The sequence below is a fragment of the Streptomyces sp. cmx-4-9 genome, assembly GCF_046548835.1.
GTDB lineage: Bacteria > Actinomycetota > Actinomycetes > Streptomycetales > Streptomycetaceae > Streptomyces.
In genome coordinates this window covers 198835-223481 of record NZ_JAEBEE010000004.1, presented here as the reverse complement: position 1 = coordinate 223481, position 24647 = coordinate 198835, and the positions used below count along the sequence as shown (strand labels likewise).

At 76.4% G+C, this 24647-nt stretch carries 17 protein-coding genes; 6 read left to right on the top strand and 11 right to left on the bottom strand.

The window, feature by feature from the left end; translation table 11 throughout:
* Positions 1-131 precede the first annotated feature (131 nt).
* The 5 genes from ACLJTM_RS14700 to ACLJTM_RS14680 form a co-directional block, all read right to left on the bottom strand.
* Positions 132-2027 carry a hypothetical protein gene (locus ACLJTM_RS14700; RefSeq protein WP_411103988.1) on the bottom strand — a complete coding sequence of 632 codons (1896 nt, stop codon included), beginning with the start codon at positions 2025-2027 and terminating at the stop codon, positions 132-134.
* Positions 2024-5656: a DUF5682 family protein gene (locus tag ACLJTM_RS14695; RefSeq protein WP_411103987.1), complete on the bottom strand. Its 3633-nt coding sequence runs from the start codon at positions 5654-5656 to the stop codon at positions 2024-2026. Before ACLJTM_RS14695 ends, ACLJTM_RS14700 begins: the two co-directional genes overlap by 4 nt.
* Complete coding sequence (locus ACLJTM_RS14690; RefSeq protein ID WP_411103986.1) at positions 5653-6810, bottom strand: ATP-binding protein; 1158 nt, start codon at positions 6808-6810, stop codon at positions 5653-5655. Before ACLJTM_RS14690 ends, ACLJTM_RS14695 begins: the two co-directional genes overlap by 4 nt.
* A gap of 153 nt (positions 6811-6963) precedes the next feature.
* Positions 6964-11922, bottom strand: coding sequence for a DNA-binding protein (locus ACLJTM_RS14685; RefSeq protein WP_411103985.1), 4959 nt, complete (start codon positions 11920-11922; stop codon positions 6964-6966).
* Positions 11919-12785 carry a DUF4132 domain-containing protein gene (locus ACLJTM_RS14680; RefSeq protein ID WP_411103984.1) on the bottom strand — a complete coding sequence of 289 codons (867 nt, stop codon included), beginning with the start codon at positions 12783-12785 and terminating at the stop codon, positions 11919-11921. Before ACLJTM_RS14680 ends, ACLJTM_RS14685 begins: the two co-directional genes overlap by 4 nt.
* A gap of 202 nt (positions 12786-12987) precedes the next feature.
* Here ACLJTM_RS14680 and ACLJTM_RS14675 point away from each other — a divergent pair, with 202 nt between their 5' ends.
* Both ACLJTM_RS14675 and ACLJTM_RS14670 read left to right on the top strand, forming a co-directional pair.
* Positions 12988-13719 carry a DUF1524 domain-containing protein gene (locus tag ACLJTM_RS14675; protein WP_411103983.1) on the top strand — a complete coding sequence of 244 codons (732 nt, stop codon included), beginning with the start codon at positions 12988-12990 and terminating at the stop codon, positions 13717-13719.
* Complete coding sequence (locus tag ACLJTM_RS14670; RefSeq protein WP_411103982.1) at positions 13716-13997, top strand: hypothetical protein; 282 nt, start codon at positions 13716-13718, stop codon at positions 13995-13997. Before ACLJTM_RS14675 ends, ACLJTM_RS14670 begins: the two co-directional genes overlap by 4 nt.
* A gap of 6 nt (positions 13998-14003) precedes the next feature.
* Here ACLJTM_RS14670 and ACLJTM_RS14665 read toward each other — a convergent pair whose 3' ends face one another.
* From ACLJTM_RS14665 to ACLJTM_RS14655, 3 genes are all read right to left on the bottom strand, one after another.
* The gene (locus tag ACLJTM_RS14665) at positions 14004-15122 is read right to left on the bottom strand and encodes a YncE family protein (RefSeq protein WP_411103981.1); all 1119 of its coding nucleotides are present in this window, start codon (positions 15120-15122) and stop codon (positions 14004-14006) included.
* Positions 15119-15736, bottom strand: coding sequence for an ankyrin repeat domain-containing protein (locus ACLJTM_RS14660; protein WP_411103980.1), 618 nt, complete (start codon positions 15734-15736; stop codon positions 15119-15121). The genes ACLJTM_RS14665 and ACLJTM_RS14660 overlap by 4 nt, the downstream gene beginning before the upstream one ends.
* Positions 15737-15916: 180 nt before the next feature.
* Positions 15917-16450 carry a GNAT family N-acetyltransferase gene (locus ACLJTM_RS14655; protein WP_411103979.1) on the bottom strand — a complete coding sequence of 178 codons (534 nt, stop codon included), beginning with the start codon at positions 16448-16450 and terminating at the stop codon, positions 15917-15919.
* A 153-nt stretch (positions 16451-16603) separates the two neighbouring features.
* Here ACLJTM_RS14655 and ACLJTM_RS14650 point away from each other — a divergent pair, with 153 nt between their 5' ends.
* On the top strand, positions 16604-17866 hold the full coding sequence (locus ACLJTM_RS14650) for a sulfite oxidase (protein WP_411103978.1): 1263 nt from the start codon (positions 16604-16606) through the stop codon (positions 17864-17866).
* Between the two features lie 259 nt (positions 17867-18125).
* Complete coding sequence (locus tag ACLJTM_RS14645; protein WP_411104314.1) at positions 18126-18881, top strand: VOC family protein; 756 nt, start codon at positions 18126-18128, stop codon at positions 18879-18881.
* Positions 18882-18893: 12 nt separating this feature from the next.
* Here ACLJTM_RS14645 and ACLJTM_RS14640 read toward each other — a convergent pair whose 3' ends face one another.
* Positions 18894-19745: a class II glutamine amidotransferase gene (locus tag ACLJTM_RS14640; protein ID WP_411103977.1), complete on the bottom strand. Its 852-nt coding sequence runs from the start codon at positions 19743-19745 to the stop codon at positions 18894-18896.
* A gap of 218 nt (positions 19746-19963) precedes the next feature.
* Between ACLJTM_RS14640 and ACLJTM_RS14635 the strand changes: the two genes are divergently transcribed.
* Positions 19964-20152 carry a DUF6381 family protein gene (locus ACLJTM_RS14635; protein WP_411103976.1) on the top strand — a complete coding sequence of 63 codons (189 nt, stop codon included), beginning with the start codon at positions 19964-19966 and terminating at the stop codon, positions 20150-20152.
* Between the two features lie 135 nt (positions 20153-20287).
* Here the strand turns inward: ACLJTM_RS14635 and ACLJTM_RS14630 are convergent, their stop codons facing one another.
* Complete coding sequence (locus tag ACLJTM_RS14630; protein WP_411103975.1) at positions 20288-21640, bottom strand: M64 family metallopeptidase; 1353 nt, start codon at positions 21638-21640, stop codon at positions 20288-20290.
* A 136-nt stretch (positions 21641-21776) separates the two neighbouring features.
* Between ACLJTM_RS14630 and ACLJTM_RS14625 the strand changes: the two genes are divergently transcribed.
* Positions 21777-23156, top strand: coding sequence for a tetratricopeptide repeat protein (locus ACLJTM_RS14625; RefSeq protein WP_411103974.1), 1380 nt, complete (start codon positions 21777-21779; stop codon positions 23154-23156).
* On the opposite strand, the gene ACLJTM_RS14620 is transcribed toward ACLJTM_RS14625, so the two are convergent.
* The gene (locus ACLJTM_RS14620; protein WP_411103973.1) at positions 23119-24642 is read right to left on the bottom strand and encodes an MFS transporter; all 1524 of its coding nucleotides are present in this window, start codon (positions 24640-24642) and stop codon (positions 23119-23121) included. The two genes, ACLJTM_RS14625 and ACLJTM_RS14620, sit on opposite strands and share 38 nt — an antisense overlap.
* Positions 24643-24647: the final 5 nt, after the last annotated feature.

Genomic DNA, 24647 nt, shown 5'->3' with positions numbered 1-24647 from the left:
ACCGAGCCGACCTCCCTGGACAACGCGGCCGAAGGCGGGACCCGCCCGTCCGCCTCGCCGGCCGGTCCGCACCGTACGGGTCCTGCCCGGGCCACCCCGGCCGGCAGGGCCCCGGCGTCCGGCGGCGGGGGCTACCGCGGGGGCGGCTCCCAGGAGGCGGCGACCAGGGAGCGCTCCGCCGCCCTGAGGTGGGTGGCCGCGGCCAGCCAGGCCCAGGCGTAACCGTCCGGGGCGGGATCGGCGAGGCGGCCGAAGGCGTCGCGCGGGCGGCGGTCGGCTTCGGCGGCGAGGGCCTCGGCCAGATCCGCCGCCGCGGTGAGCCCGGCCCGGCGCAGGGACCCGTACGCAGCTCGCGGGGCGCTGTCCCGGGCGGCTTCGGCAACGGCCCGCCGGCCTCCGGCGACGCCCGCCTCCAGGAGACGGCGGACCTGCCACAGCGGGGAGTCGGCCAGTGGGTCCGGAGCCGCGGCCGCGGGGTCCGCGTCCGGCGGGGCTGCTGCGGCGGGCGGGAAGTGGCTGCCCTGGAGGCGGTCGTAGCCGAGGTCCGCGCGGCCCAGCCACGCTTCCGGCAGCCGCAGGGTGTACGCGGCGCCGGGGACCGGCCCGACGGCGAGGGGGCGGAGCGTCGCCGCCCGGTCCAGGTCGGGGCGGCCCAGGACGCGCAGGTGCAGACCCGGGTACCCGCCGAGGCGGCGCAGATTGGCCGCGTGCGGCAGCTCCGGATGGGGGTGCGCGGGGCGCAGGCGCAGCACGGGCGCCCCCGGGCGGTCCTCGCGGACCAGGAGGTGGTCGCCCGAGGCGCCGATGACGGTGACGTCGCAACCGAGCAGCGCCGGTTCGGGCTCTTCCTCGTCGGCCAGCCGAGCGGCGACGGCCTCGGCGGGCGGCCGGGCGAACAGGGCTGCGGCGGGCTCCTCGGTCCAGTCGATCCCGGGCAGCGGGGTCGCCTTGACCCCGCGTCCGGCGCCGAGCCGGCCCTCCGGGGAGACCGTGGCGCCCGCGATGCGCAGGCCGCCGCGGGCGAGGCCGGCGTGGTCGAGGACCGCCCCGCCGAGGGCCACGGAGGCGCCGCCCGCTCCGCGGGCCCGGGCCAGGCCCCCGGGGCGTACGTCGGCGACCGAGTGGCGGGCGCCGTCCGGGGCGATCAGGTGGGTGACCACTCCCCCGTACCCCGTGGCGGACAGGACCGGCTCCCGGCACAGGCCGTGTACCCGCAGGCTGCCGCCCGGGGCGTAGGTGCGGCGTGCCGTGCCGGTGAGCGCCGGGCCGGCGGCTCCCGAGGCCAGCAGGCCGGCGGTGTGCAGGAGGACCCGGAAGGCTTCGGTGAGGTCGGGCAGGCCCTGGGCCGCCTGGAGTGCGCGGGCGGCGCGCAGGCCCCGTACGACCCGGAGGGCGGCGGCCTCGGCGCGCGGCAGCCCGGCGAGGCGGGCCGTGTGCGCGGCGCGCAGCACCTCGGTCTGGACGACGGCTCCGCCGGCCGTGACGCCCGCGGCGAGTGCCTCGGCGGCGGCCCGCCAGAGCGCGGCCGCCGCCTGCAGCTGCCCGTCGGTGAGGGTGTGCGCCGCCGGTTCCCCGGCCTCGGCGGGCCGGCCGGGCTGTCCGGGTCCCTGAGGCGGTACGGATCGTCCGGGCCGGCCGGGCTGTGCGGGCTGTGCAAGCGGGCCGGGCTGGGCGGGCTGGGTCGTCGACGGGGCCTGTGCCTCCGGCGCCGGCGGGGGGTCGGCGAGGGGGGCGGCCCCGAGCACGGCCGCCCGGTGCAGGCATCGGGGCGCCAGCAGGCAGCTGCACACCGCCTGTCCGGCCGCGGTCACCGCGCCGGACGGGCCGGGCCGCAGCGTGACGAGGGTGTCTTCGCCGAAGCGGACGGTGGTGCTGCCGTCCGCTCCGGCGGCGGCGTCGGCTGCGCAGGCCGCGATGGCGGCGTCCAGCTTCTTGCGCAGCCGGGCCGTGAGTACCCCGACGGCTTCGGCGAGCACCTCGGGGGCGACGGGCGGCAGGGCGGCGGGGCCGCCGGGGAGCTGGCTCAACGGGGTTCTCCACGGAGGCGTTCGCCCACCCAGCGGGCGAGGGCGAGAGGGCTGAGGGCGGCGACCGGCATGCCCGCCGCGACGAGTTGCCGGGCCACGGCGACCGAGTAGCGGGGGGTGCCCGCGTCGTCGAGCGCGGCGCAGCCCAGCAGGTGGGCGCCGGAGGCGGCGAGGGCCCGCACCTCGCCGAGTAGCCCGCCGACCGGGGCGCCCTCCTCGAAGTCGCTGACGACCACGACGAGGGTGCGGCTGGGCACGGTGATCAGGGAGCGGGCGTGGGCGAGCCCGGCGGCGATGTGCGTGCCGCCGCCCACCCGGACTTCGAGCAGCAGCGACAGAGGGTCCTCGACCCGGTCGGTGAGGTCCACCACCTGGGTGGAGAAGGCGAGGAAGTGGGTGGACAGGGTCGGTACGCCGCCCAGTACGGCCGCGGTGAGGGCCGACCAGATGACGGAGGCCTCCATCGAGCCGGAGACGTCGACGACGAGGATCAGCCGCCAGTCGGCCTCGCGGCCCGCCCGGGTGCTGAAGACCGGCCGCTCCGGGACGACGACCACGCTGCCGTCCGCGCGCCGCCGCGTGCGGGCGAGGTTGGCACGCAGGGTGCGGGCCAGGTCGAGCCGGCCGCCGGGCCGGCGGGTGGGGCGCGGGGTCGTCAGGCCCGACAGGGACGGGCGCAGGCGGGTGGCGAGTTCCTTGGCGAGTTCGTCGACCAGGCGCTTGACCAGCGGTCGCAGCCGGGCCAGTCGGGCCTCGGGCAGGCCGCCGGCGAGCGAGAGCACGGAGGTCAGCAGTTCCACGGAGGGGCGTACGGAGGCAGGGTCGAGCTGTGCCAGTACGTCGGTGCGCCCCGCTTCGACCGCTCCGGCGAGGACCTCCTCGCGGACGTCCGCGCCGAACAGGGACTCCAGTTCCTCGGCCCATTCCCGGGCCGTGGGGAAGGCGGCGCCCTGGCCGCCGCCTCGGCCGGTTCCGCCGGCGTCGAGGTCGGCCGCGCCCTCGCCGCGCCCGGCCCCGTACAGCTCGTCCAGGGCGTGCGCGTAGCGGCGCGCGCCGGCCGGGAGGCGGTCGCGTTCGCGGCCGAGGAGCAGCCGCCAGCGGTCGGCGGGCGCGATCCGCGCGGCCTCGTCGGCAGGGCGGGCAGCGGTGGCCGGTGCCTGCGGGTTTGCGGCGGCGGCCGCGGCCGGTGCGGGCGGGCCTGCCCGGCCGGGCAGGGGCAGGGCCTTCAGTGCGGCCAGTCCGGCCGCGTCGGCGGCGGCCCACAGGGCGAGCAGGGCCGGCGGCGCGTCGAGGCTGAGGTCGGGTCGGTCGCCGAGGCGTTGGGCCACCGTGTCCAGGAGCCGGTCGCGGGCGGCCGGGGCGAGGACGTCGAAGCCGCCGCGCAGGGCCGGGAGCCGGTCCAGGAACTCCTGGTCCGCGAGGTGCTCCACGCGGTCGAGGAGCGGGGTGAGGGCGGCCGGGGAGGAGTGCAGGAGCGGCCCGGCGGCGCCCAGGAGCCCGCCGAGGCGGCGGGTCAGTGCCCGCCTGCTGTCGGGGCCGGCCGCCGCGTCGACCCAGCCGGCGGCCCGGTCGCCGAGTGCGGCGGCCGGATCGAGGTCGAGCAGGACCCGTACGGCCAGTGCGGCGCCCTGGATGAGGGTGGACGCGGTGGCGGCGAGGGTGGTGAGGGCGGCGTCGAGGCGCACGCCGAGGTGGTGGGCTGCGGCCCGGTCGGCGAGCGCCACGAGGGCGGCCGCGTCGGCGGGGTCCTCGCTGCCGGCCAGGCCCGGCAGGGCGCGGACGGCGGCTTCGAGCAGGTCGGCGGTGAGTGCTCCGGCGGTGGCCCGTGATCCGGCGCAGGTGCCGGGGAGGTGGCCGCGGCGCAGCGCCTCCAGGAGGTCGAGGGCGTCGAGGAGTTCGGGCAGGGTCGCGGTCTGCGGCAGGACGGCGGCCGCCTCGTGGAGGCGTACGTCGACCAGTTCGGGCAGATCGCAGCGGGCGGCCGCGGCCAGCCCGGCCAGGATCCCGGCCGGAGTCGGTCCGCCGTCGGCGGCGGCGCGGCGCGCGGTCTCGCGCAGGGTTCCGGCGGCGGCCTGGGCGGCGGTGACGCCGCGGACCCCGGCGAGGTCCAGGCGGGCGGGGACCGAAGGGGTCCAGGACAGTCGCCATGCGGTGCCCAGGGCCGTGCCGTCGCCGGTGGCGGCGACGGCCCGGGGCTCGCCGTAGGCGGCTCCGCAGACGAGGAGCCGTTGCAGGAGGACCTCGCGGCGCCCGTCGAGCGGGGAGCGGAGCGGGTCGAGCCGGACCTCGCGGGGCGCGGGGTCCCCGGGGCACGGCAGCCCGAGCGCGGCGAGCTCCGCCTCGACGCCGGGGCCGAGTCCGGAGCGGGGTGCGTGCGGGGTGATCCGGCCGCGGGCGGTGCCGACGAGCACGGCCTCCAGGGCCCGGGCCAGTGCCCTGCCCCGGCCCAGGGGTTCGCCCTGGCCGAGGACGGTGGTGACGGCTTCCAGGATTTCGCCGCGGCCGGGTGCGGGGAGTCCGCGCAGGACGGCGAGGTCGCAGGCCAGCCGGAGGGTCTCGGCGGCTTCGCCGGTGCCTGCGGTGTGGCCGGCGCGCCGCAGCTCCCGGCAGAGGCCGGTGACGGCGGTGGAGGCGGCCTCGCGGATCCGTGCCGGGTCGCCGCCGGCCCGCAGCACGGCCTGCTGCCAGAGGGGGTCGCGGATCCCGGCCGGGTAGCCGGACCGGGAGTCGAGGAGGTCGTAGGAGTACGGGACGAGGGAGGTCACCGGCTCCTGCACGCCCCCGGGCCGCCGGCCCGCCGCCGCGTCCCGGGGCGTCGGAGCGGCCGCGGGGCCGGTCCCACGGGAAGCGGGGCCGGTCCCACCGGAAACGGGGCCGGTCCCACCGGCAGCGGAGCCGGTCCCACCGGCAGGTGGGGTCTGCGGGGGCAGGAGGGCCGGGGCGTGGAAGGCGCCGATCACGGCGGCCACCCGGCGGCCCGCGGCGGCCTCCGCGGCGATCACCTCGCGCATCCGGGCCTCGCGGGCCAGGTCCACACCGGGGACGGGGGCGTCCTCGCGCAGCGCCCAGCCGACGCCGAGTGCGGCGCGGCGCACCGCTTCCGCGGAACAGCCCGGGGCGAGGACCTCCACGGCGCGGTCCCACAGGTCGTCCCCGCCGCGGCCGCTGCCGGCCGCGGCCAGCCCGTCCGCGTAGGAGCGCACCCGGGCCGCACCGCCGGTCGGCGCCGGTGCGGGCCCGTCCGGCTGCGGGATCCAGTCGGGTGACCCGAGCGGCAGGTCGCAGCAGACGACGGCTGCGCCGGTGCGGCGGGCCCAGCGGATCGCGGCCAGTTCCGGGGAGAAGTCGGCGAACGGGTAGAAGGCGGTCCGGCCGCCCTCACCGGTGCCCGCGAGGGCGACCGGGGCCACCGTCTCCGGATCGGCCAGGTGCTCCAGCCAGGGCTGGAAGTCGGCGGGCAGCTCGACGCAGACGACCTCGGCGCCCGAGGCGTCCAACAGGTCCGGTACGACCGCGGCGAGGGCGGGGCTGTGGTGCCGCACCCCCAGCAGGTAGGGCGTGCGCGCGGCGGCGAGGGCGTCCACGGCGGTGCGCGGGTCCGGTCCGGCGGCGGTGGGCGGGGAGGTCAACGCAGGCTCCCGCGCAGGTCCCAGAGGCGGCGCCACATGGCTGAGCCGTCCTCGGCGCGGCGGCGGACCGGGCCGTCCCAGTAGCCGAGCAGCCGGCCGTGGTCGGCGGGGTCGTCCTTGCGGACGACGCCCAGCAGGTGCCCCGGCAGCAGGTCCAGTAGGTCCCCGCCGGGCAGGTATGCGGCGGCCACCCCCAGGGAGGCCGCCACCTGGACGGCTTCGGCGGTGGACATGACGGTGCCGGGGCGTTCCACATCCCAGCCCTCGGCGGAGCGTCCCGAGCGCAGGTCGCGGAAGACCGTGACGAGCGCGTCCAGCACCGCGTCGTCCACGCCGAAGGCGGCGCCGGCGCGCTGGACGGCTGCGACGGCCTGCCGGCGGATCAGGGCGGCTTCGGCGTCGGCGTCGGCGATCGGGGCGACGGTCTCGAAGTTGAAGCGCCGCTTGAGGGCGGCGGACATCTCCGAGACGCCCCGGTCGCGCAGGTTGGCGGTGGCGATGACCGTGAAGCCGGGGGCCGCGCTGACCAGGGCGTCCTCGGTGGCGGTCAGTTCGGGCACGCTGAGGCGCCGGTCGGACAGGATCGACACGAGCGCGTCCTGCACCTCGGGCAGGCAGCGGGTGATCTCCTCGACGCGGACCACCCGGCCGGTGCGCATGGCGGCCAGCACCGGGGAGTCGACGAGGGCCTGGGAGGTGGGGCCCTGCGCGAGGAGCAGCGCGTAGTTCCAGCCGTAGCGGAAGGCGTCCTCCGTGGTGCCGGCGGTGCCCTGCACGGTGAGGGCGCTGGTGCCGCTGACCGCGGCGGCCAGGAGTTCGGAGAGCATCGATTTGGCGGTGCCCGGTTCGCCGGTGAGCAGCAGGCCGCGTTCCCCGGCGAGGGTGACCACGCAGCGTTCCACCAGGGCGCGTTCGCCGACGAACTTGGGGGCGATGACCATGCCGGCGGGCAGTCCGGCGCGGCGGCCGTCCGGCAGCGTGAGGCCGGCTCCGTCGCTGCCGCAGACGAAGGTGACGGCGGCGCGGGGGGTGAGGGCCCAGCCGGGGGGCCGGGGCCCGGGGTCCTGGGCTGCGAGGAAGGCCAGTTCGGCGGCGTACCGCTGCTCGGCGGGGAGGACCTGTTGGGGGGCGGCAGGCTGTTCGGTGACGGTCATGCGCAGTCCTTGCGGTCGGGGTGGTGCGGTACACGGAAGCGGAGGGGGGCCGGGCGGGGCGGCGCACCGGGTGGTGCGCCGCCCCGGCCGGGGAGCGGCGGGCCGGCCGGGGGGCGGCGGGCCGGCCGGGGGGCGGCGGGCCGGCCGGCCCGGTCAGCGCCGGCGGGCCCGGGTGCGCTTGACCTTGAGCTCCTCGAAGCGGGGCACGTCCCCCTCGCGGACCCGCTGCCAGGCCCGGCGGTAGAGGTCCGCGGCCGGTTCGGCGGGCACCAGCGGCCCGGGCAGGGCGGGGCCGTACAGGGCGAGTTTCCACTGCTCCAGGGGCAGCACGGGCGCGGCCTTGTCGACCCAGCCGCCCGGCAGGAACAGGGTGCGTCCCGCCCGGCTGCGGCCGGCCGTCACGACCAGGTCGGTGGCGGCCAGTTCGGCGCGGGCGGCCTTCAGCCGGGCGGGCTTCCAGCCGGTCCAGCGGGCCGTGTTGCGGTCGGTGGGGTCGGGCATGGCGAGCAGGGCGAGGTACAGGGCGGCTGCGTCGGCGCCGAGTCCGTACGCCTCGGCGGCCTGCGTCACGAGTTCCGGCACCGAGCGGGTCGGGTCCTGCGGCCACCAGGTGCCGTCCTGGGCGACCGAACCCGCCGCGGGGGCTCCCGGGTCGGCCAGCAGGGCGGCGAACCGCGGGTCGCGTACGAGCCGCAGGGCGGCCTCCGCCCCGGAGGGCTGCTGGTCGTCGCCGCGCAGCACCCGGAGGTAGGGGTCGGATCCGGTGGAGTCGAGGAGGCTGGGGCGCACCGCCGGGCGGGGCCGGTCGTCGTGGGTGGCCATGATGACCGCGCCGTACCGTTCGTGGCCCTCGCCGGTCTCGGTCGGGGTGCCCGCGGCCTTCCGGAAGTCGGCAAGGCTGGTGAAGTGCCCGATGGTCAGCATCAGTCCGGGGGCGTCCAGCCGCTGCCGGACGGCTGTCAGCACGGGCGGCAGGGCGGCGCGCACGGGGTCGCCCGCGGGCAGCCGGTGGGCCAGCCAGGCCGCCAGGGACACGGCCCCGGTCAGGACGGCCCCGGTGAAGGGATCCTTCGCCGGTTCCGCCGGCTCGACGTGGTCGCCGCGGACGGTCCACTCGACGTCGACGGAGAGTTCCCGGGAGGCCGCCGGGTCGAGGAGGGCGGGCAGCGCGCGGTGGACGGGCCAGCCGCTGCGGACCGCGCGGGTGGCTTCGGAGAGCAGCTCTTCGGGGACCGGCATACGGCGCCCCACGTGCCGGTTCCACACCTCGGCGGCGGCGGCCGCGTCGGGGCCTTCGGTCCACAGCCGGGCGGGGTCGGCGGGGAGCAGCGCGGCGACCACGGCCCCGCGGACCCCGGTGTCGAGCTGCTTGAGCTCGTCGCGGGCCTGTGCGGCGGTCGAGGCCTTGACCCCGAGGGCGGTCCGCAGGGCGGGGGGCAGGAAGTTCTGCTCGTGGCTGTCGATGTGCGGCAGACCGGCCACGACCAGCCGGGCCAGGGTGTCGCGGACTCCGGTGAGCCGGGCGAACTCCTCGGCGGCTGCGGGGGCGAAGGGCGCCGGGCCCCGGTCGGCGGCTTCGGCGAGGAACACGGTCAGCCAGTCGGCGCGGCGTTCCGGGTCGCCCAGCGGTGCCTGGGCGCGCAGGGTGTAGGGCGCGGGGGCGGCGAAGGCTCCGGTGGGGTCGTGGAGCAGGGCGCCGAACTCGTGCCCGTCGGGGACGGCCCGCTGGTGCTCGGTGGTGGCGAGGACGGCGCCGCCGCCGAGGGGCAGTATCCCGCGGTGGTGGCGGCCGCGGTCGGCGCCGTCGGCGGTGCGCAGGTGGGGCGGGTCGAGGTGGAGCAGGACGCGGCGCCAGCGGGCCGTCGAGGTCTGCGTCGAGGCGAGGCCGAGGGCGTCGACCGCACCGAGCAGGCTCACCAGGGCGGCGCGCTGCTCTTCGGTGGTCCCGAGGGCGACGGCGCGGTAGGCGACGGCGGCCGGCCGGTCGAGCAGGGCGGTCCACGGGAGGGCGGAGTAGGGCAGCGCGGGCACGTCGAAGTGCAGCCGGCCGGGCACCCCGGGGGTGTCGGTCCGCCCGCAGGCGGCCGCGAGCTCGCGCAGGGTGCGGTGGGCGGCGTCGGTGTCGGCGCCCCAGCGGTGGTAGCCGGATTCGGTGAGGCCGCGCAGCGCCTCACCGAGGAGCCGGTCGGTGGGGCCCTGGACCTCCTCCTCGGCGGTCGGGGCGGCGGGGTCGAGCCGGGCCGCGATCGCGTCGAGGGCCTTCTGCTGGGCGAGGGCGAAGCGCAGCCATTCGACGACGCCGCCGACGAGTTCGGGAGCGGTGACCGCGGGCAGCGCGGTGCGGACCAGGCCGGGGAGGTCGGCGGCCTTCTCGGCCGCGGCGGCGGCCTTGAGCAGGGCGCCGACGCCCTCCCGGTCGGCGGCGCGCAGGGCGTGCGAGCCCTCGGGGTCCCGCGGACGCAGCGCGTACCAGTGGGTCAGTGGTGGCAGGTCCACGCTGCCGGTGGCGTAGGAGGCGCTGCGGTGGTCGCCGCGCGACTGGGCGGTGACCACCCCGTCCGGGTCGCTGAGGTCGAGTTCGCGCCAGCGCTGCGAGAGGGCGCGGGGGCGGTCGTCGCCGGGGAAGGCCAGGGCGGCGACGGGCATGTCGCGGCCTTCGGGGACGGTGACGGTGCGGCCGGCGGTGTCGGTCGCCGTCCAGCCGTGGCCGGGCCGGCGCGTGGTGCGCCAGCCGAGCAGACCGCCGGCGGGTGCGCCGAGCACGGAGCCCGGCACGGTGGGCGCGGGCCGCAGCCAGCCGGTGTGACCGGGGGACTCGGCGTCCGCGGGCCGGCCGACGGGCGGGTCGGCGAGGAATGCGGGGAGGGAGGCGCGGCCGAGTGCGCCGCTCGCGGGGTCGTATTCGCGCCAGCCTCCGTCGGTGTGCTGGTCGCGGCCCTGCCACACCCAGTACGAGGCGCCGTCGCAGAGGAGGGCCCGTTCGTCCGGCAGGCGGGTGTCCCCGCGGTGCAGGACGCCGCCGCCGGTGGTGCGGCCGCCGCCGGGCAGCGGCAGGGAGGCGTGCTCGGACCGCAGCTGCCAGTGGCTGCGGTCGGTCTCCAGGGTGAAGACGGTGTGCGGCGAGGAGACCCAGTACCCCTCGGTGCCGTCGCTGCTCCAGGAGGACCAGAAGACGAGCAGGTCGCCGTCGACGTAGTGGAAGCCGTGGCGGTGGGCGGTGCCGGCGGGTACGCGCAGGTCGTGGGTGAGGACGGTGGAGTCGGCGTCGATGACGCGGACCTGGCTCTGGTTGGCGACGATCAGGTGGGGCCAGGCCTCGACGACGGTGAGGTTCTGCCGGTCCCGGGCGGGGGCCAGTTCGGCGACCGCGTCCTCCCAGGCGGGCCAGGCCAGTTCCTCGAAGAGGCCGCCGCGCAGGGTGCGGGCGAGGGTCTCGCCGAGGTCGGTGGCGGCCGCGGCGGCCACGTCGTCGGGGGCCAGGGCGAGGGCTTCGGCGGGCAGCCAGCGCAGCCGTGCGATGGCCGCGGGGACACCGGGGAGGCCGGCGGCGGTGGAGGAGCGGGCGACGCGCCGCACCCAGTCGGCCAGCAGCGGCCGGGTGCCGGGGGCGGCTGCGGCGGCGCGCACGATGGCGGCGCCGTCCCGCTCGCCCAGGCCGTCCAGGGCGCGGTACAGGGCCGGGTGGAAGCGCGGGTCGGCGCCGAGGGCCAGCAGGTCGCGGCGCCCGTCGGCCTCGGCCCAGTCCCGCAGGTTGAGCTGGGCGTGCCCGCGCTGCTGCGGTTCAGCGGCGGGCTCGGGGTCGGCGACCGGCACGCCGAGGGTGAGGAGCAGGTCGAGGAGGTCGGCGTCGCCGACGCCGACCCGCAGGCCGGTGTCCCGTCCGGGCCGGGCCAGTTCGGTCCTCAGCTGCTGCGCGCTGCGCTCGACGACGGCGAGCAGGGCGGGCGGGGTGGGGCGCTTGCCCCAGCCGGTGTGCCGGGCGGCGTGGAAGCGTTCGAGCCAGCCGGCCGTTCCGTCGGAGCACCGCTGGTCGGCGGGCAGTTTCCCGTCGGCCAGTCCGGCGGTGGCTCCGGACTCCTCGAGGATCTCCAGCCACAGGGCGGTGAGGTCGTTGTCGCCGACGGGCGGGGTGAGTTCCAGCAGGGTGCCGCGTACGGCCGGCACCCGGCGGGCCAGGGCGACGAGCGCGCTGCGGTGGGTCTTCCACCAGCCGGCGGCGGCGCGCAGGGTGGCGGGCAGGGGCAGCAGTTCGGCGAGGTAGTCCTGTTCGGCCCCGGTTCCGGTCAGGCCGGCCGCGCGGGCCAGTCGGCGCAGTTCGACGGCGGCCTGGGCGGAGGGCGGCAGCCCGCCCGCGGTGCGGCGTACGCACAGGCGGCGGAAGCGTTCGTGGGCCTCGGCGGGGGCGACGCGGACGGCGAGTTCCTTGCCGTAGCCGGTGAGCACCTTCACGGGGAGGGCGCCGGCGAGGGCGAATTCGAGGAAGACGCCGTCGAGGCGGTCCTCGTCGACGGCGAGGCCGTGCCGGGCCTCGCTGGCGCGGGCGCGGCCGAAGAGCTGGGCGGCGTAGGTGGTGTTGTCCACGGCGAGGAACAGGCGGGCGGCCTGCTCGTGGAAGACGGGCAGGAAGTGCGGGACCGCGGCGGCGAGCCGGCCGGCGAGTTCGAGGCAGGCGTCGAGGGCGGCTTTCGGTTTGGTCTTGGCCTGCCGGGCGATCCGGTCGAGTTCGGGTACCACGGCGAGGGCGTGGTGGCCGTCCTCGGGGTGGTGCACGAGGACCCACTCGGGGAAGCCGAGGGCCTGGCGTTGGCCGAGGCCGACGACGGGCGCTTCGCCGTCCTCGCGTTCGAGGCCGAGGAAGCCGGCGGCGAGGTCCTCGGCCGCGCCGAGTTCGGCGGCGGCGAGCCGGACGACCACACGGTCGTCGCCGAGGGCGGGGTGGTGGTAGGCGCGTGCGGTGAGGTCGACGGCGGTGGGGCCCGCGCCCGTGGTGCCGGGCGGGAGCACGGCTCCGGCCCTCAGGAGCAGTTCCGCCTCGCCCGGGCGGTGCGCCGTCGCGTCTGCTGCCGTGTCTGCCGTCGCGTGGGTGTCCGGCTGCGTCGGTACGTGGTTCATGCGTTCCCGCCCTCCTCGATGGTGCGCCCGGCGTGCAGCGCCGCGGCCATCCGCATTCCTTCGGACCAGGCCACCGGTCCGACCTCGGCCAGGCGTACCGCGCGGCCGTCCTCGTCGTGCCAGGTGAGGCTGCCGGTGGTGGTCTGCTCCTCGTAGTAGGGCTCACCGATCCAGACGGCCGCCTCGGTGCCGCGGCCGGTGTCGCGCACCTTGCAGGTGGCGTAGCCGCCGGAGACCCGGTAGCCCAGCCCGGTGGCCCGCGCGGCCAGGCTGAAGCGGGTGGGGAACACGCCCCCGGCGTAGTCGCGGACCTCGGTGGCGTGGGCAGCGAGTCCGGCGGGCTTGTGCCAGGTGGCCCGGTGGATCTGCTCGACCTGCTGGACGAGGCCCAGTTCGGCGGCGAAGTCCCGTACGTCGTCCAGGTCGGGCAGCAGCACCGGGTGCGGCAGGGTCACCGTGCGCGGGGACAGCCGTACGGTCTCGCCGTCGAGGTCGACCACCTTCAGCTCACCGGAGTCGGTGGCGTCCCGCAGGAAGCCCACCTCGTCCGGGTCGTCCCCGACGACGGCCAGGTCCCGCAGGGCGCTGCGCCACGCCTCGTCCCGCCAGACCCGGACGAGCAGTTCGGTCGGTACGGGCAGCGAGGAGACCATCCAGCCGTCGACCTGGGCGACGCAGGCCGCCGCGTGCCGGTCGAGCCAGGCGGAGAGCCGGCGCAGCCGGTCCACCTCGGGGTGGTCCTTCAGTGCTTTGGGCAGCGTCTTCAACTGCCGTCCCGCCGACCGGCCGGTGACGGACCTCGCCGCCACCCGCCCTTCCACCAGGGCGATCTCGTACCCCTCGCCCGCCGCCAGCCATGCCATCAGCTCGTGCCCTCCCCGCCTGTCGCACCGGATCCGCGCAGCCCTGACAGGGGGATCGGACCCCCCAGTGCGCTGCGGTATGCCGGGAGACTAGCGAGGGCCACTGACAACGCCCGACGGAGGGTCATGCCCCGGTTGAACGTCCGGTTCTGGGTAGGCTCCCGAGGTCAGCGTGGATGCGGGGCCGGCTCGGGGCGGGGTTATGGGACGTCATATACGGGTGACCGGTGCGGTGCTGGCGGCCTTGCTGCTGCCGGCTGCGGCGGCGGGGTGTTCGGGCACGGTCGCGCCGGACGGCGCCGATCCGAAGGCCTCCGCGTCGCGCGGTGCGCCCTCGGATGCGGCGCCCGCCCCCGGCGGCAAGCCGGCCGGCGGGGACGTCCTTCCGGGCATGGTGGACGTGGCCGCGGCCCGGACGCAGCTGGCGGCGCTGAAGGTGGCGCCGGCGGGCACGATGGCCGGCTACAGCCGTGCCAAGTTCACGCACTGGGCGGAGCAGGGCGACAACTGCGACACCCGGGAGACGGTGCTGCGGCGCGACGGGTCCGATGTCACACAGGACGGGCAGTGCAAGGCCGTGTCCGGCACCTGGAAGAGCCTCTACGACGGCCAGGTGGTCACGGAGGCCTCGAAGATGGACATCGACCACATGGTGCCCCTGGCCGAGGGCTGGCGCTCGGGCGCCGCCGGCTGGGACGCGGCGAAGCGCAAGGCCTTCGCCAACGACCTGACCCACCCGCAGCTGCTGGCGGTCACCGCGTCCTCGAACCGGTCCAAGGGCGACCAGAGCCCCGACCTGTGGCAGCCGCCGGAGCGCGCCGCCTGGTGCCAGTACGGCCGGGCCTGGACCACCGTGAAGTCCGTCTACGAACTCACCGTCACCGAGCCGGAGAAGAAGATGCTCACCACGATGCTGGACACCTGCGCCTCATGAGCGGGGGTTCGCGCCACTGGCAGGACGAGGTGGTCGCCGGGCCGGGCGGGGCGATGACCGACGAGGTCGGTGTCATCACCGGCCCGCTCACCCTGCGCTCCACCGCCGCCGGCGACCTGCTCCGCATCGACGTCCAGTACAAGGACGCCGACGAGTGGTACACCCTCACCGGCAGCCCGCTCGCCCACCACGGTGACCCCGCCGCTCTGCACGCCGCCGCGGTCGCGGCGGTGCGGGCGGGCGGCGGGGCCGGGGCGCCCGGCCGCCCGGCCGGTTGAGCGGGTCTACAGCACGGCGATGCCGAGCGGCCGGGTGCCCGCGGGGAGGCGGCGGACGGCGCCGGTGCCGAGGTCGACGACGCTGATGCCGTTCCAGTGGCCTTCGCGGGTGTAGCCGCCCGTGACGTAGGCGGTCCGGCCGTCCGGTGACACCGCCACGTCCTCGTGGGGGCCGTCCAGCGGGTACACGCGTTCCGCGCCGTCGGGGGAACGGACCGTGAGCGAGGGGCCCTTGCCGTCGCCGGGCCGGACGGCGCCCGTGCCCACGACCACGAGGCGGCCGTCCGGGGCGGCCGTCGCACCGTGCTGGTGCGTGTCGGCGGTCATCGGTTCGACCGTGGTGCGGCCGGTGTGGGGGTCGACGACGGCGAGCCGCTCGCCCTCGAAGGGCAGCAGCAGCATCCCGTCGGCGGGCCGGACGACGGTGTAGTGCGGCTTCAGCCAGGAGCCGAGGCCGCCTGCCGTGCCGTAGGGGGCCACCTCGATGCGGCGGGGCTGCAGCGAGCCGGCCGCCACCACGGTCACGTCGAAGGAGTCGTGGCCGGTGACGTACACCTCGGAGCCGTCCGGTGCCACGTCCACGTCGAAGGGGCGCCGGCCCACCGGGACCACGTCCGTGACCTGGTAGGCCGCCGTGTCGAGGACCTCCAGGACCCCGGTGGTGCCGGGGACGTTGACCCCGGTGTAGGCGCGCGTCCCGTCGGGCGAGAGCGCGATGCCCATCCCGCCGCCGCGGTATTCGCCTCCGGTGACGGGCCCGGTGGCGGTGCGGTGGGGTATCAGGGCGGTGCGCCGGCGGGTGTGCGTGTCGACGACGGCGACGCCTTCGGCGGTGGCCACCCAGGCCCGGCCGTCGGCGCCGACGGCCAGGCCGTACGGGGCACGGCCGACGACGACGGAGGCCACCGTCCCGCGCTCCGGATCCACGAAGGAGACCGTGTCGGAGCCGAAGTCGGCGGTCAGCAGGGTGCCGCGCGGGGTGCCCGCGGCGGCGGGCAGCGGGGTCGCGGCGGACGGCGCCGGCCGGTCCGCGGCGTCCCCCGGCTGCGGGGTGCAGGCGCCGGCCGCCAGGGCCAGGGCGAGGGCGGCCAGCACCGTACGGGGTCCGGCGGCGCGGCGGCTCATCGGCCGGCCCCGGGCTGCGCCCCGGCGGCCCGCAGGAGGCCGGCGATGCCGTCGAAGCCGCGGCGCAGGGCGTGCTGGTACGGGGTGGCGCCGGCGTGGTCGGCGAGCTCGGGGTCGGCGCCCGCGGCGAGCAGGGCCGCGACGACCTCCTCGTGGCGCGCGCCGCCGTCGCCGAGGACGACCGCTTCCAGCAGGGCGGTCCAGCCGAGCCGGTTGACGTGGTCGACGTCGGTGCCGGTCTCGTCCAGTACGGCGCGCACGTACGCGGTGTGCCCGCGTTCGGCGGCCGGGATGAGGGAGGTTCCGCCGAACCGGTTGTACCGGTGGAGATCGGGCCCGGCGGGCAGCAGCAGACGCATCATGCGGACGCTGCCGGTGACTCCGGTGACCAGCCAGGGGGTGTCCTCGCGGGAGTCCGGGGCGTTCGGGTCGGCGCCCGCGGCGAGCAGCAGCCCGGCTGCCGCGAGGTGGTCGCCGAGGGCGGCGAGGAGCAGCGGGGTGCGGCCGTCCCCGTCCCGGGCCTCCACGGCGGCGCCCGCGGCGAGGGCGGCGGCCACCGGGGCCGCGGCGCCGCGGCCGGCGGCGTCCAGCAGCTGTCGGTCGTGCGGGGTCATGGTGTCCCTCTCGGCTCCCGGGGCGGGGAGGGCCGGGTGCGCCCTCCCGCTCCCCCGGTTCCATGGTCGCCGGGGGCCGGGTGCGGGGCCGTCCGCCTGCCGGGCGGCGCCTGGGGGCGGACCGGAGGAGGCCGGGGTCGTCCGATCGGCCGATGTGCGCGGGGGCGCGGCCGGGGCGGGTCAGGCCTCGTACTCGGTGAGGTCGATGCCGTGGATCTGCAGGAGGTGCCCGTACCGCGGGTCGGTGGTGTCCTGCTCCAGCACCATGCCGAGCTTGCGGATGACGTTCTCGGATTCGTCGTTGCCCGACCGGTTGATGGCGACGACCCGGTCCAGGCCGCGGTCCTGCAGGGCGAATTCCAAGGTGGCCTGGGCGGCCTCGGAGGCGTAGCCCTGCCCCCAGAACTGGCGGCCCAGCCGCCAGACGATCTCCACGTGGGGCACCGCCTCGGGCAGGTACCCGGGCACCGAGAGGCCGACGGCGCCGATCAGCTCGCCGGAGCCGAGGAGCTCGACGGCGAAGACGCCGAAGCCCTCCTCGTCCCACTCCTCCTCCCAGCGCTCGATGTCCTCGGCGGTCTCCTCCAGGTCGCGGACCGAGCCGTCGCCGATCCACCGCATCACGTCGGGGTCCCCGTTGATCTCGGACAGCGGGACGAGGTCGTCTTCTTGCCAGCGGCGGAGCACGAGGCGGGGGGTCAGGATCTCGGTCATGCGGCCCATCCTGCCGAACTGCGGTGCGCAGCGGTAATCGGGTCCCGCATTGCCGCGGTGTTGCAGGTTCGTGGCCATCGCGGCGGGCGGCTTCCCGTGCTGCGCCGCCGGACCCTACGGTCCGTTCCAGGCCACGACCGAGGAGCGCACCGCATGCCCGCCGACCTGTCCGACGAGAGCCGGTACGACCGTGTGCGACTGCGGCAGTGGGCCCGCGGCCGCGCCCGCAGCGCCGGGGTGGACCGCCGGGACCTGCTGAAGCTGTTCGCCGCGGGGGCCGCGGCGGGGTCCCTGGGGGCGGTGGCGGCGGGGTCGGCGGCGGCCGCCGGGCCGGCGGTCCCCGGCACCGTCAAACCGCTGCCGCCCGAGCTGTTCACCCTGCGGGGCACCAATGCGGAAACGAACTTCGCGGCCCTGCGCGGTACGGGTCCGCTCACTCCGGTGGACCGGTTCTTCGTACGGAACCACACGGTCACCCCGCGGATCGCGGCGGCCGACTGGCGGCTGCGGGTGTGGGGCGACGCCCTCGCGGGCGGCCCGGTGGAGTTCTCGTACGACCGGCTGCGGTCCCTTCCGGCGGTCGAGCGGACCCTGTTCATCGAGTGCGCCGGCAACGGGCGGAGCTTCTACACCACGCAGCAGGGGCAGCAGGTGACGGGCACCGCGTGGACCCTCGGCGCGATCGGTGTGGCGCGCTGGCGCGGGGCGCGGCTGTCGGACGTGCTGCGGCGCGCGGGCGTGACCCGGGCGGCCGTCGACGTCCTGCCGCGGGGTCTGGACGACGAGGTGGTGGCGAACGGGGTGAACCTGGGACGGGTGCGCCGGCCGCTGCCCGTCTCCAAGGCCCTGGACGACGTGATCGTCGCGTACGAGATGAACGGGGAGCCGCTGCCGCCCGACCACGGCGGTCCGGTCCGGGTGGTCGTGCCGGACTGGGTGGGGATCTCCTCGATCAAGTGGGTCGGGGACCTGGAGGTCAGCGCGCAGGCCCTGTACACGCCGTGGAACACCGACCTGTACCGGCTCTTCGGGCCGGACCACCCCGCGGAGGGCAGCGCCCCGCTGACGCGGCAGACGTTGAAGAGCGCGTTCGAGCTGGAAGCGGGGGCGCGGATCCCGGTGCACCGGACGCGGCTGCTGACCGGGCGGTCCTGGTCGGGGGCGGCGCCGGTGCACCGGGTGGAGGTGAGCACCGACGGGGGTGCGCGGTGGCAGCGGGCCCGGCTGCACGACGCCCCGCGCCGGGGCAGCTGGGTGCGCTGGTCGCTGCCGTGGACCCCGCGGGCCACGGGGGCGACGGCGCTGCTGGCGCGGGCCACCGATGCCACGGGACGCACGCAGCCGGCGGCCAGCACTCCCAATACGCAGGGCTACCTCTTCGACGCGGTCGTGCGCCACCCGGTGACGGTGGTCTGAGCGAGGGGCCGGGGAGCGGGCGAGCCGCCGTCGGCCACGCGGGGAGCAGAGCACCCGGGTGCCGGGGAGCAGAGCACCCGGGTGCTCTACTCCCCGGCACGCGTACGGGCGCTCCGGGCGAGCGGCGGATGGTAGTGCTACGTCCTGAAAGAGACCAGAATGTCTGGAGACGGCTCGTGAGGACGAGGCGCGACGGACGGAGCGAGCGGTGGAGATTTCGACCAGGGAGGTCTTCGGGGCTCCGTGCTGGGTGAGCCTGATGGCCCGCGACCTCGGTACGGCCCAGCAGTTCTACGGCGCCGTCACGGGCTGGCGGTTCCGGCGGGCCCGCCTCGGCGACTCCTTCTCCGTGGCCGAACTCGACGGGGTGCCCGTGGCGGGCATCGGGGCGCTGGCGGCCGATCTGGCCGTCCCGGTGGCGTGGACCCCGTACTTCGCCGTCGGCGACGCCGACGTGGCGGTGGACCGCATCCGGGAGCGCACCGGCACGATCGCCGTGGGCCCGGTCTCCTTCCCCTCGGGCGGCCGTGCGGCCCTGGTGGCCGACCCCGACGGGGCGGTCTTCGGCATCTGGGAGGGTGCGGTGTCCTCGGACTGGCGCGTGGGCCGGGGCCCGTCGCCGGCCTGGCTGGAGCTGCGCACCCGCAACGCCTTCGACTCCGCGATCTTCTACGGGGCGGTGCTGGAGTGGGCCTCGGGCCGGCCCGGGTGCTGCGAGGTGTCGTACGAGGAGGACCAGGTGGTGCTCCGGCAGGCCGGGGAGCCCGTCGCCCGGCTCAACGGGGGCCCGGTGGAGCCGGCCGGCTACGCGCCGTACTCCCGGCCCCGCTGGCACGTCCACTTCCGTGTGCCGCGGCTGCGGCCCGCGGTGCAGGCGGCGCTGGCGCTGGGCGGACGGCCCGTCTCGGACGAGGCCTCGAACGCCACCGAGCGGTGGGTGGCGCTGCGGGACCCCGACGGAGCGCTGTTCACGCTCACCTCCTCGCTGGCCGGGGAGGCTCAGGAGGAGGAGTGAGCGGGGTGCGGGTCACGGCGGCTCCGGGATGAACGGCAGGTAGTCCTCTCCCGGCGGGGCGGGGATCAGCGTGTAGCTGGCCTCGGGAAGCTCGTTCCACACGCCGGGCAGGTTCCCCAGGGGTTCGGAGACCACCAGGCGGGTCGCGTCGGAGACCTGCCCGAGGAATTCCAGTTCCAGCTCCGGGTGGAGGTGGCGCACCGTTTCGGCCTTGCTGCTGTAGTACAGCGACCGGGACTTCCCCTCGCTGGAGTACCGGAACGCCCACAGGCGCTCGCCGTCGCTGACGGCCACCGTCATCTGGAGGGGGTCCGCGACGCCGTGCTCCTTGCCGAGCCGTTCCACCAGGCCCGCCATCCGGGCCACTGCCCCGGGGACGTCCTGGTCGAGCCCGTAGGTCACCGCCAGGTAGAACATCACCTCGGAGTCCGTGGACCCCTCGATGGAGGAGAACAGGGCCGGGTCGACGGCCATGCACAGGTCGCGCCGGAGGCGCTCGAATTCGGCGATGGCCCCGTTGTGCATCCACAGCCAGCGGCCGTGGCGGAAGGGGTGGCAGTTGGTCTGCTGGATCGCCGAGCCCGTGGAGGCCCGTACGTGCGCGAAGAACAGCGGCGAGCGGACGTGACCGGCGAGTTCGCGCAGGTTGCGGTTGTTCCAGGCCGGGGCGATGTCCCGGTAGATGGCGGGCGTACCGTCGCCCTGGCCGTCGGCGGCGTACCAGCCGATGCCGAAGCCGTCGCCGTTGGTGGCTTCCACGCCGAGCCGGGCGTGCAGGCTCTGGTTGATGAGCGAGTGCTCCGGACGGTAGAGGACGGCGTCCAGCAGCATGGGGGAACCCGAATAGGCGAGCCAACGACACATGAGCAATCCCCTTCCCGGCTGATCCGAGCCTAAGCCCCTGACCGGGGCGAAGGCGCGGCTGACGGCGCCGGAGGATCGGCCGGACGGCCCCGGGTGAACGCGGCAGGCCCTGCCCGCACGGGTGAGCATCACCCTGTGTGACGGTTCGAGATGCGCGCGGGTGGCCCTGCTGTTTCGCTGGATCCGCCCGCTCTCCCCCACGGATCCAAGGAGTGATCATGAGCGTTGCAGGCGGTTCGCACGGCCGGTCCCAGCAGTTGCGCGACAAGGCCAAGGAACTGGACGAGGCGGCCGCGCGCGCCACCGACCCGGAGGAGGGACGGCGACTGCGGGACAAGGCCCGCCGCCTCCAGCAGCAGAGCGAGACGGAGAGCGGCATGGACGACCGGGGCATGGACTCCCTGTAGTCCGCTGCCCCGGCCGGCCCCCGCAGGCCCCCGCTCCACCCCTTCCGGCCGGTGCCCCGCGGATCTCCGCGACGGGCGCCGGCCGGCAGCCGTGTCCGGCGCCGGCCGAAGACGTCCGGCCGTCCCCCGTGCCGCTCAGAGGCGGACCTGCCAGGAGACCGTGGTGTGCAGGGTGCGGGCGGTCTCGGGGTCGCGGACCGAGGGGGTCCGGTCCTCCGCGGTGACGGACAGGCGGTGGCTGCGGAGGTCGAAGAGCCACAGCTCGGCCACCGCCACCTCGGTACGGCCCGCGAACCGCCTGAGTTCCCGGCCGTCGAGGTACCAGCGCACCACGAGCTGCCGGCCGTCGGCTCCGGCCAGCCGCGGGACCGCGGCCTTCGCGGTGTGCCGCAGCCGCAGCGTGCGGTCGGTGGGGGTCAGCGCCGTGACGGTGTTCGCGTACCGGTGGAAGCCGCCGATCATCGCTTCGACACCCGGCAGGTTGAAGGGCCGGCCCAGGACCCTCATGAGCGAGGCGTCGGTGGGCCGGTACAGGCCGGTGACGAAGTAGTTGCCGCCCTCGTACGCACCGACCGGGCCCCCGTCCGGGGACTCCTCGCCGAGCCAGCGGTGCCATTTGGCGCGCTGGGCGGCCATCCGGTCGGCGGGGAGCGTGGAGCTGTTGGAGTCCGCCGGTTCGGGGCCCGTGTACTGCTCGTAGTCCGGGACGCCCGGGTAGAAGTACTCGTCGGCGAGCTTGCCCAGGGAGTGGCCGGTCTCGTGGATGGCGACCTGGCCGGACTTGGCGTGGCCGGCCGAGGCCGTCGATATGCCCGAGTAGCCCAGGGCGGCGCTGGGTTCGTTGTAGCCGGCCCCGCCGTACTTGGCGCTGTTGGCGAGGACGATCACAAGGTCGGCCGCGGGGGCCTTCGCCACGTACGCGTCGACCTTGGGCTGGTCGATGCACAGCAGCCGTTCGATGCCCTCGCACCAGAAGAACGAGCCGAGGGCCGTGTCGCGGACGGCGGCCGGGTCCGGGTCGCCGGAGACGCCGGAGTCCCGCGAGACCGCGTCGACCGTCCAGACGTTGAAGAGGTCGCGGTAGGTGGTGTACGGCTCGACGGCCGTCACCTCGGCCCACTTCTTCCGGGCGTCCTCGTGGAAGCGCCCCAGTTCCGGGGCGGTGTACCCGTCACCGATGACGACGACGTCGAGGCGGTCCGCGGTGGACCCGTTGTCGATCATCTTGGTGACGTCCCCGTCGGCCGCCCGGGCGGCCTCCGAGAGGCGGCCCGCCGGCTTCGCCCGGCCGGCGCCCGGTACGAGGAGGCGGCCGGAGCCGGCGTCGCCGCCGTGCTCGGGCCCCGGCACCTCGACCTCCACCCGGGTGTCCGCGGGCGGGGCGGCCGCGTCCGCGGGCCCGGCGGCCAGCAGTGCGGTGGTCGCACAGACCCCCGCGACGACGGCCCGTAACAGGACGCGGACGGCCGGACGCCTGACCGGTGCCATGCAGCTCTCCCCCGGAAGAAGTAAACGGTCGATTAAGCAGAGTGAATCGGCTGCTTAAACTAGGTGGCCCGGCAAGGGGTGCGCAATGCCCTCCTCCCCCTGAATACTGGGGAGTTCGAGCAACCAGGGGGATTCCATGGACGAACCGGACCGTATCGGCCGCCGGGTCCAGCGCATGCGTACGGGACTCGGCCTCACCCAGAAGCAGTTGGCCGGTGACGCCTACACCCCCGCCTACATCTCCACCCTGGAGGCGGGGAAGGTACGGCCCTCGGAGACCGCGCTGCGCTTCCTCGCCGGGCGCCTGGACACCTCGTACGAGGAACTGACCACCGGGCGCCCCGCCCACCTGGCCACGGAGTTGCGGCTGGCCCTCACCGACGCACAGCAGACGCTGGCCGCCGGGGCGGCCGACGAGGCAGCAGCCCGCTACGGGCGGCTGCTCGCCGACGCGGAGCGGCTGGAACTCACCCCGGAACGCGCCGAGGCCCTGCTCGGACTCGGCGACTGCGCCCTGGAGGCCGGGCAACTGGCCGAGGCGATCGGCCGCTTCGAGGCCGCCGAACGCCTGCTGGGCGATCAGCCGCTGCCCCGCCGTGCCCGGGCCGTCCGCGGCCGCGCCGTGGCGCACCTGCTGGCCGGCGAGTTGCGCTACGCCTGCTACCTCCTCGAATCCACCATCGACGAACTGGGTGCGAGCGGCCTGGCCGACCCCGAGGCGCTCCTGCTGCTGTACGCGGCGGTGATCGGGCCCTATATCGACATGGGTGCGCACGCCCGGGCGGCGCACGCCGCCGAACTGGCCCTCGCGCTGGCTCCGCAGGTCAGCGACCCGGCGCTGGTGGCGGGCATGCACCGGCAGGTGGCGCGCACCTTCCTCGCCGAAGGGCGGGTGGCCGACGCGGACGCCTCCCTGGCCAAGGCCCAGCAGATCTACGCGCAGCTGCGGCTGCGGACCGATCTGGCGCACTGCCACTGGATGCGCGGCTACGTCCTGGCGCAGAACGGACAACTGGACGAGGCGGAACGGGAGTTGCGGACGGCCCGGGACATGCTGGCGGCGCGCGGGGCGGCCTTGTACACCGCCCAGGTGGAGGTGGAGCTGGCTGATGTGCTGCGCCAGCTCGGGCGGGACGGGGAGGCTGCCGCGCTGTTGGCGGAGCTGCTGGAGCTCGGTGACCGGCACGGCGCCGTCCATGCGGGGGGCGCGCACCGGCTCCTCGGCCTGATGGCCGAGGAGCGCGGGGAGACCGAGTCGGCCGAGGAGCACTACGTCCAGGCCCTGGCCCTGCTGGAGCGCAGCGGGGCGACGGGCGACCTGGCCGACCTGTGCCGGCTGCTGGGCGACCTGCTGCGGCGCAGCGGCCGGACGGAGGCCGCCCTCGACGCGTACCGCACGGGGCTGGGGCACCGCGCCGCACCCGGGACCACCACCCTGGGGCCGGCGCCGGCCGCCCCCGGGTTCACGACGGCGACCGTCAGTGGTTCTCGGTGGGCTGGAGGTCGCGCGGGATGAGGGCCCAGGTCGTCGCCGCAGCGGCGACCGCGAGGGCGCCGGCCATGAGGAACGCCGGGGTGATCGCCAGGGTGTAGGCGTGCGAGGCGGAGTCGAGCAGGGCCTGCCCGACGGAGCCGCCCAGCTGCTCGGCGGTGTGCGCGGCTTCGCCGACGGAACCGCGGGCCGCCTCGGCGCTCGGGCCGTCCAGGTCGAGGGCGGGGAGGTTGCCGCGGTAGAGGGCCGCGGCGGTGGAGCCGAGGATGGCGACGCCCATGGCCGAGCCGAGTTCGTAGCAGGTCTCCTCGATGGCCGCCGCGCTGGACACCTCGGCGGCGGGCGCCGCGGAGACCAGGGTGACCGAGGCCACCGTGGTGGCCAGGCCCGCTCCCGCGCCCATGACCGTCAGGGCGGTGGCGAAGGCGGGGTAGCCCGGTTCGGCGAACTGCTGGAGGGACCAGGGCAGGGCCATGCCCGCGGCCAGGACCACGAGTCCGGCGCCCAGGACGTGGCGTATCGCGAAGCGGTGCATCAGCGCGGGGGCCACCATCGAGGCACAGATCAGCGCGAGCGGGGCGGGCAGCAGCCGGATGCCGGCTTCGAGCGGGGTGTAGCCCTGGCCGTACTGGAACCACTGCGTGACCAGGAACAGGACGGCGCCCATGCCCACCATGGGCAGGAAGATCGCGGTGGCCGCGACGCTGAAGGAGGGCTTGGCGAACAGCCGCACCTGGAGCAGCGGGTTGTCCAGGCGCAGCTGGCGGCGCACGAAGACGGTCAGCAGCACGGCGGCGACGAGGAGCAGGGTCCAGGGCAGCGGATCGCCGGCGCCGCTCTTGCCGAGCTGCTTGATGCCGCCCGCCAGGGCGAGCATGCCGACGATGGACTGGCCGACGCCCCACCAGTCCCACCGGCCGGCGGCGCGGGCGGCGCGGGACTCGGGCAGGTAGCGCAGGCCGGCGGCCACGATGACCGCGGCGACGGGCAGGTTGAGGAGGAAGGCGGAGTGCCAGCCGTGGTCCTGGACGAGGAGCCCGCCGACGACGGGTCCGAGGGCCATGCCGCCGCCGAAGACGGCTGCCCAGACGGCGAGGGCGAAGGCGCGCTCCTTGGCGTCGGTGAACACGCTGCGCAGGATCGACAGCGTGGAGGGCATGATCGCCGCGCCGCCGACGCCGAGGAGGGCGCGGGCGGCTATCACGTGCCAGGCCTCGGTGGAGAAGACGGCGATCAGGGAAGCGGCCGAGAAGATGCCGAAGCCGGCCATGAGCAGCCGCTTGCGGCCCCAGCGGTCGCCGAGCGCCCCGGCCGTGACGAGCAGGCCGGAGAGGGCGAGGGCGTAGACGTCGATGATCCACAGCTGTTGTACGGCGCCCGGCTGGAGGTCGCCGACCAGCGAGGGGAAGGCCACGTTGAGGATCGTGGTGTCCATGGAGATGAGCAGCAGGCTGCCGGAGAGGATCGCCAGGACGATCCAGCGGCGGGGGTCCTGCGAGGGGGTGTGCATGGGGT

Excerpts from the sequence above, each read along its gene's own strand:
- ACLJTM_RS14690 (WP_411103986.1), bottom strand. The coding sequence starts at position 6,810 with ATGACCGTCACCGAACAGCCTGCCGCCCCCCAACAGGTCCTCCCCGCC.
- ACLJTM_RS14685 (WP_411103985.1), bottom strand. The coding sequence starts at position 11,922 with ATGAACCACGTACCGACGCAGCCGGACACCCACGCGACGGCAGACACG.
- ACLJTM_RS14680 (WP_411103984.1), bottom strand. The coding sequence starts at position 12,785 with ATGGCATGGCTGGCGGCGGGCGAGGGGTACGAGATCGCCCTGGTGGAA.
- ACLJTM_RS14675 (WP_411103983.1), top strand. The coding sequence starts at position 12,988 with ATGGGACGTCATATACGGGTGACCGGTGCGGTGCTGGCGGCCTTGCTG.
- ACLJTM_RS14670 (WP_411103982.1), top strand. The coding sequence starts at position 13,716 with ATGAGCGGGGGTTCGCGCCACTGGCAGGACGAGGTGGTCGCCGGGCCG.
- ACLJTM_RS14665 (WP_411103981.1), bottom strand. The coding sequence starts at position 15,122 with ATGAGCCGCCGCGCCGCCGGACCCCGTACGGTGCTGGCCGCCCTCGCC.
- ACLJTM_RS14660 (WP_411103980.1), bottom strand. The coding sequence starts at position 15,736 with ATGACCCCGCACGACCGACAGCTGCTGGACGCCGCCGGCCGCGGCGCC.
- ACLJTM_RS14655 (WP_411103979.1), bottom strand. The coding sequence starts at position 16,450 with ATGACCGAGATCCTGACCCCCCGCCTCGTGCTCCGCCGCTGGCAAGAA.
- ACLJTM_RS14650 (WP_411103978.1), top strand. The coding sequence starts at position 16,604 with ATGCCCGCCGACCTGTCCGACGAGAGCCGGTACGACCGTGTGCGACTG.
- ACLJTM_RS14645 (WP_411104314.1), top strand. The coding sequence starts at position 18,126 with ATGGCCCGCGACCTCGGTACGGCCCAGCAGTTCTACGGCGCCGTCACG.
- ACLJTM_RS14640 (WP_411103977.1), bottom strand. The coding sequence starts at position 19,745 with ATGTGTCGTTGGCTCGCCTATTCGGGTTCCCCCATGCTGCTGGACGCC.
- ACLJTM_RS14635 (WP_411103976.1), top strand. The coding sequence starts at position 19,964 with ATGAGCGTTGCAGGCGGTTCGCACGGCCGGTCCCAGCAGTTGCGCGAC.
- ACLJTM_RS14630 (WP_411103975.1), bottom strand. The coding sequence starts at position 21,640 with ATGGCACCGGTCAGGCGTCCGGCCGTCCGCGTCCTGTTACGGGCCGTC.
- ACLJTM_RS14625 (WP_411103974.1), top strand. The coding sequence starts at position 21,777 with ATGGACGAACCGGACCGTATCGGCCGCCGGGTCCAGCGCATGCGTACG.
- ACLJTM_RS14620 (WP_411103973.1), bottom strand. The coding sequence starts at position 24,642 with ATGCACACCCCCTCGCAGGACCCCCGCCGCTGGATCGTCCTGGCGATC.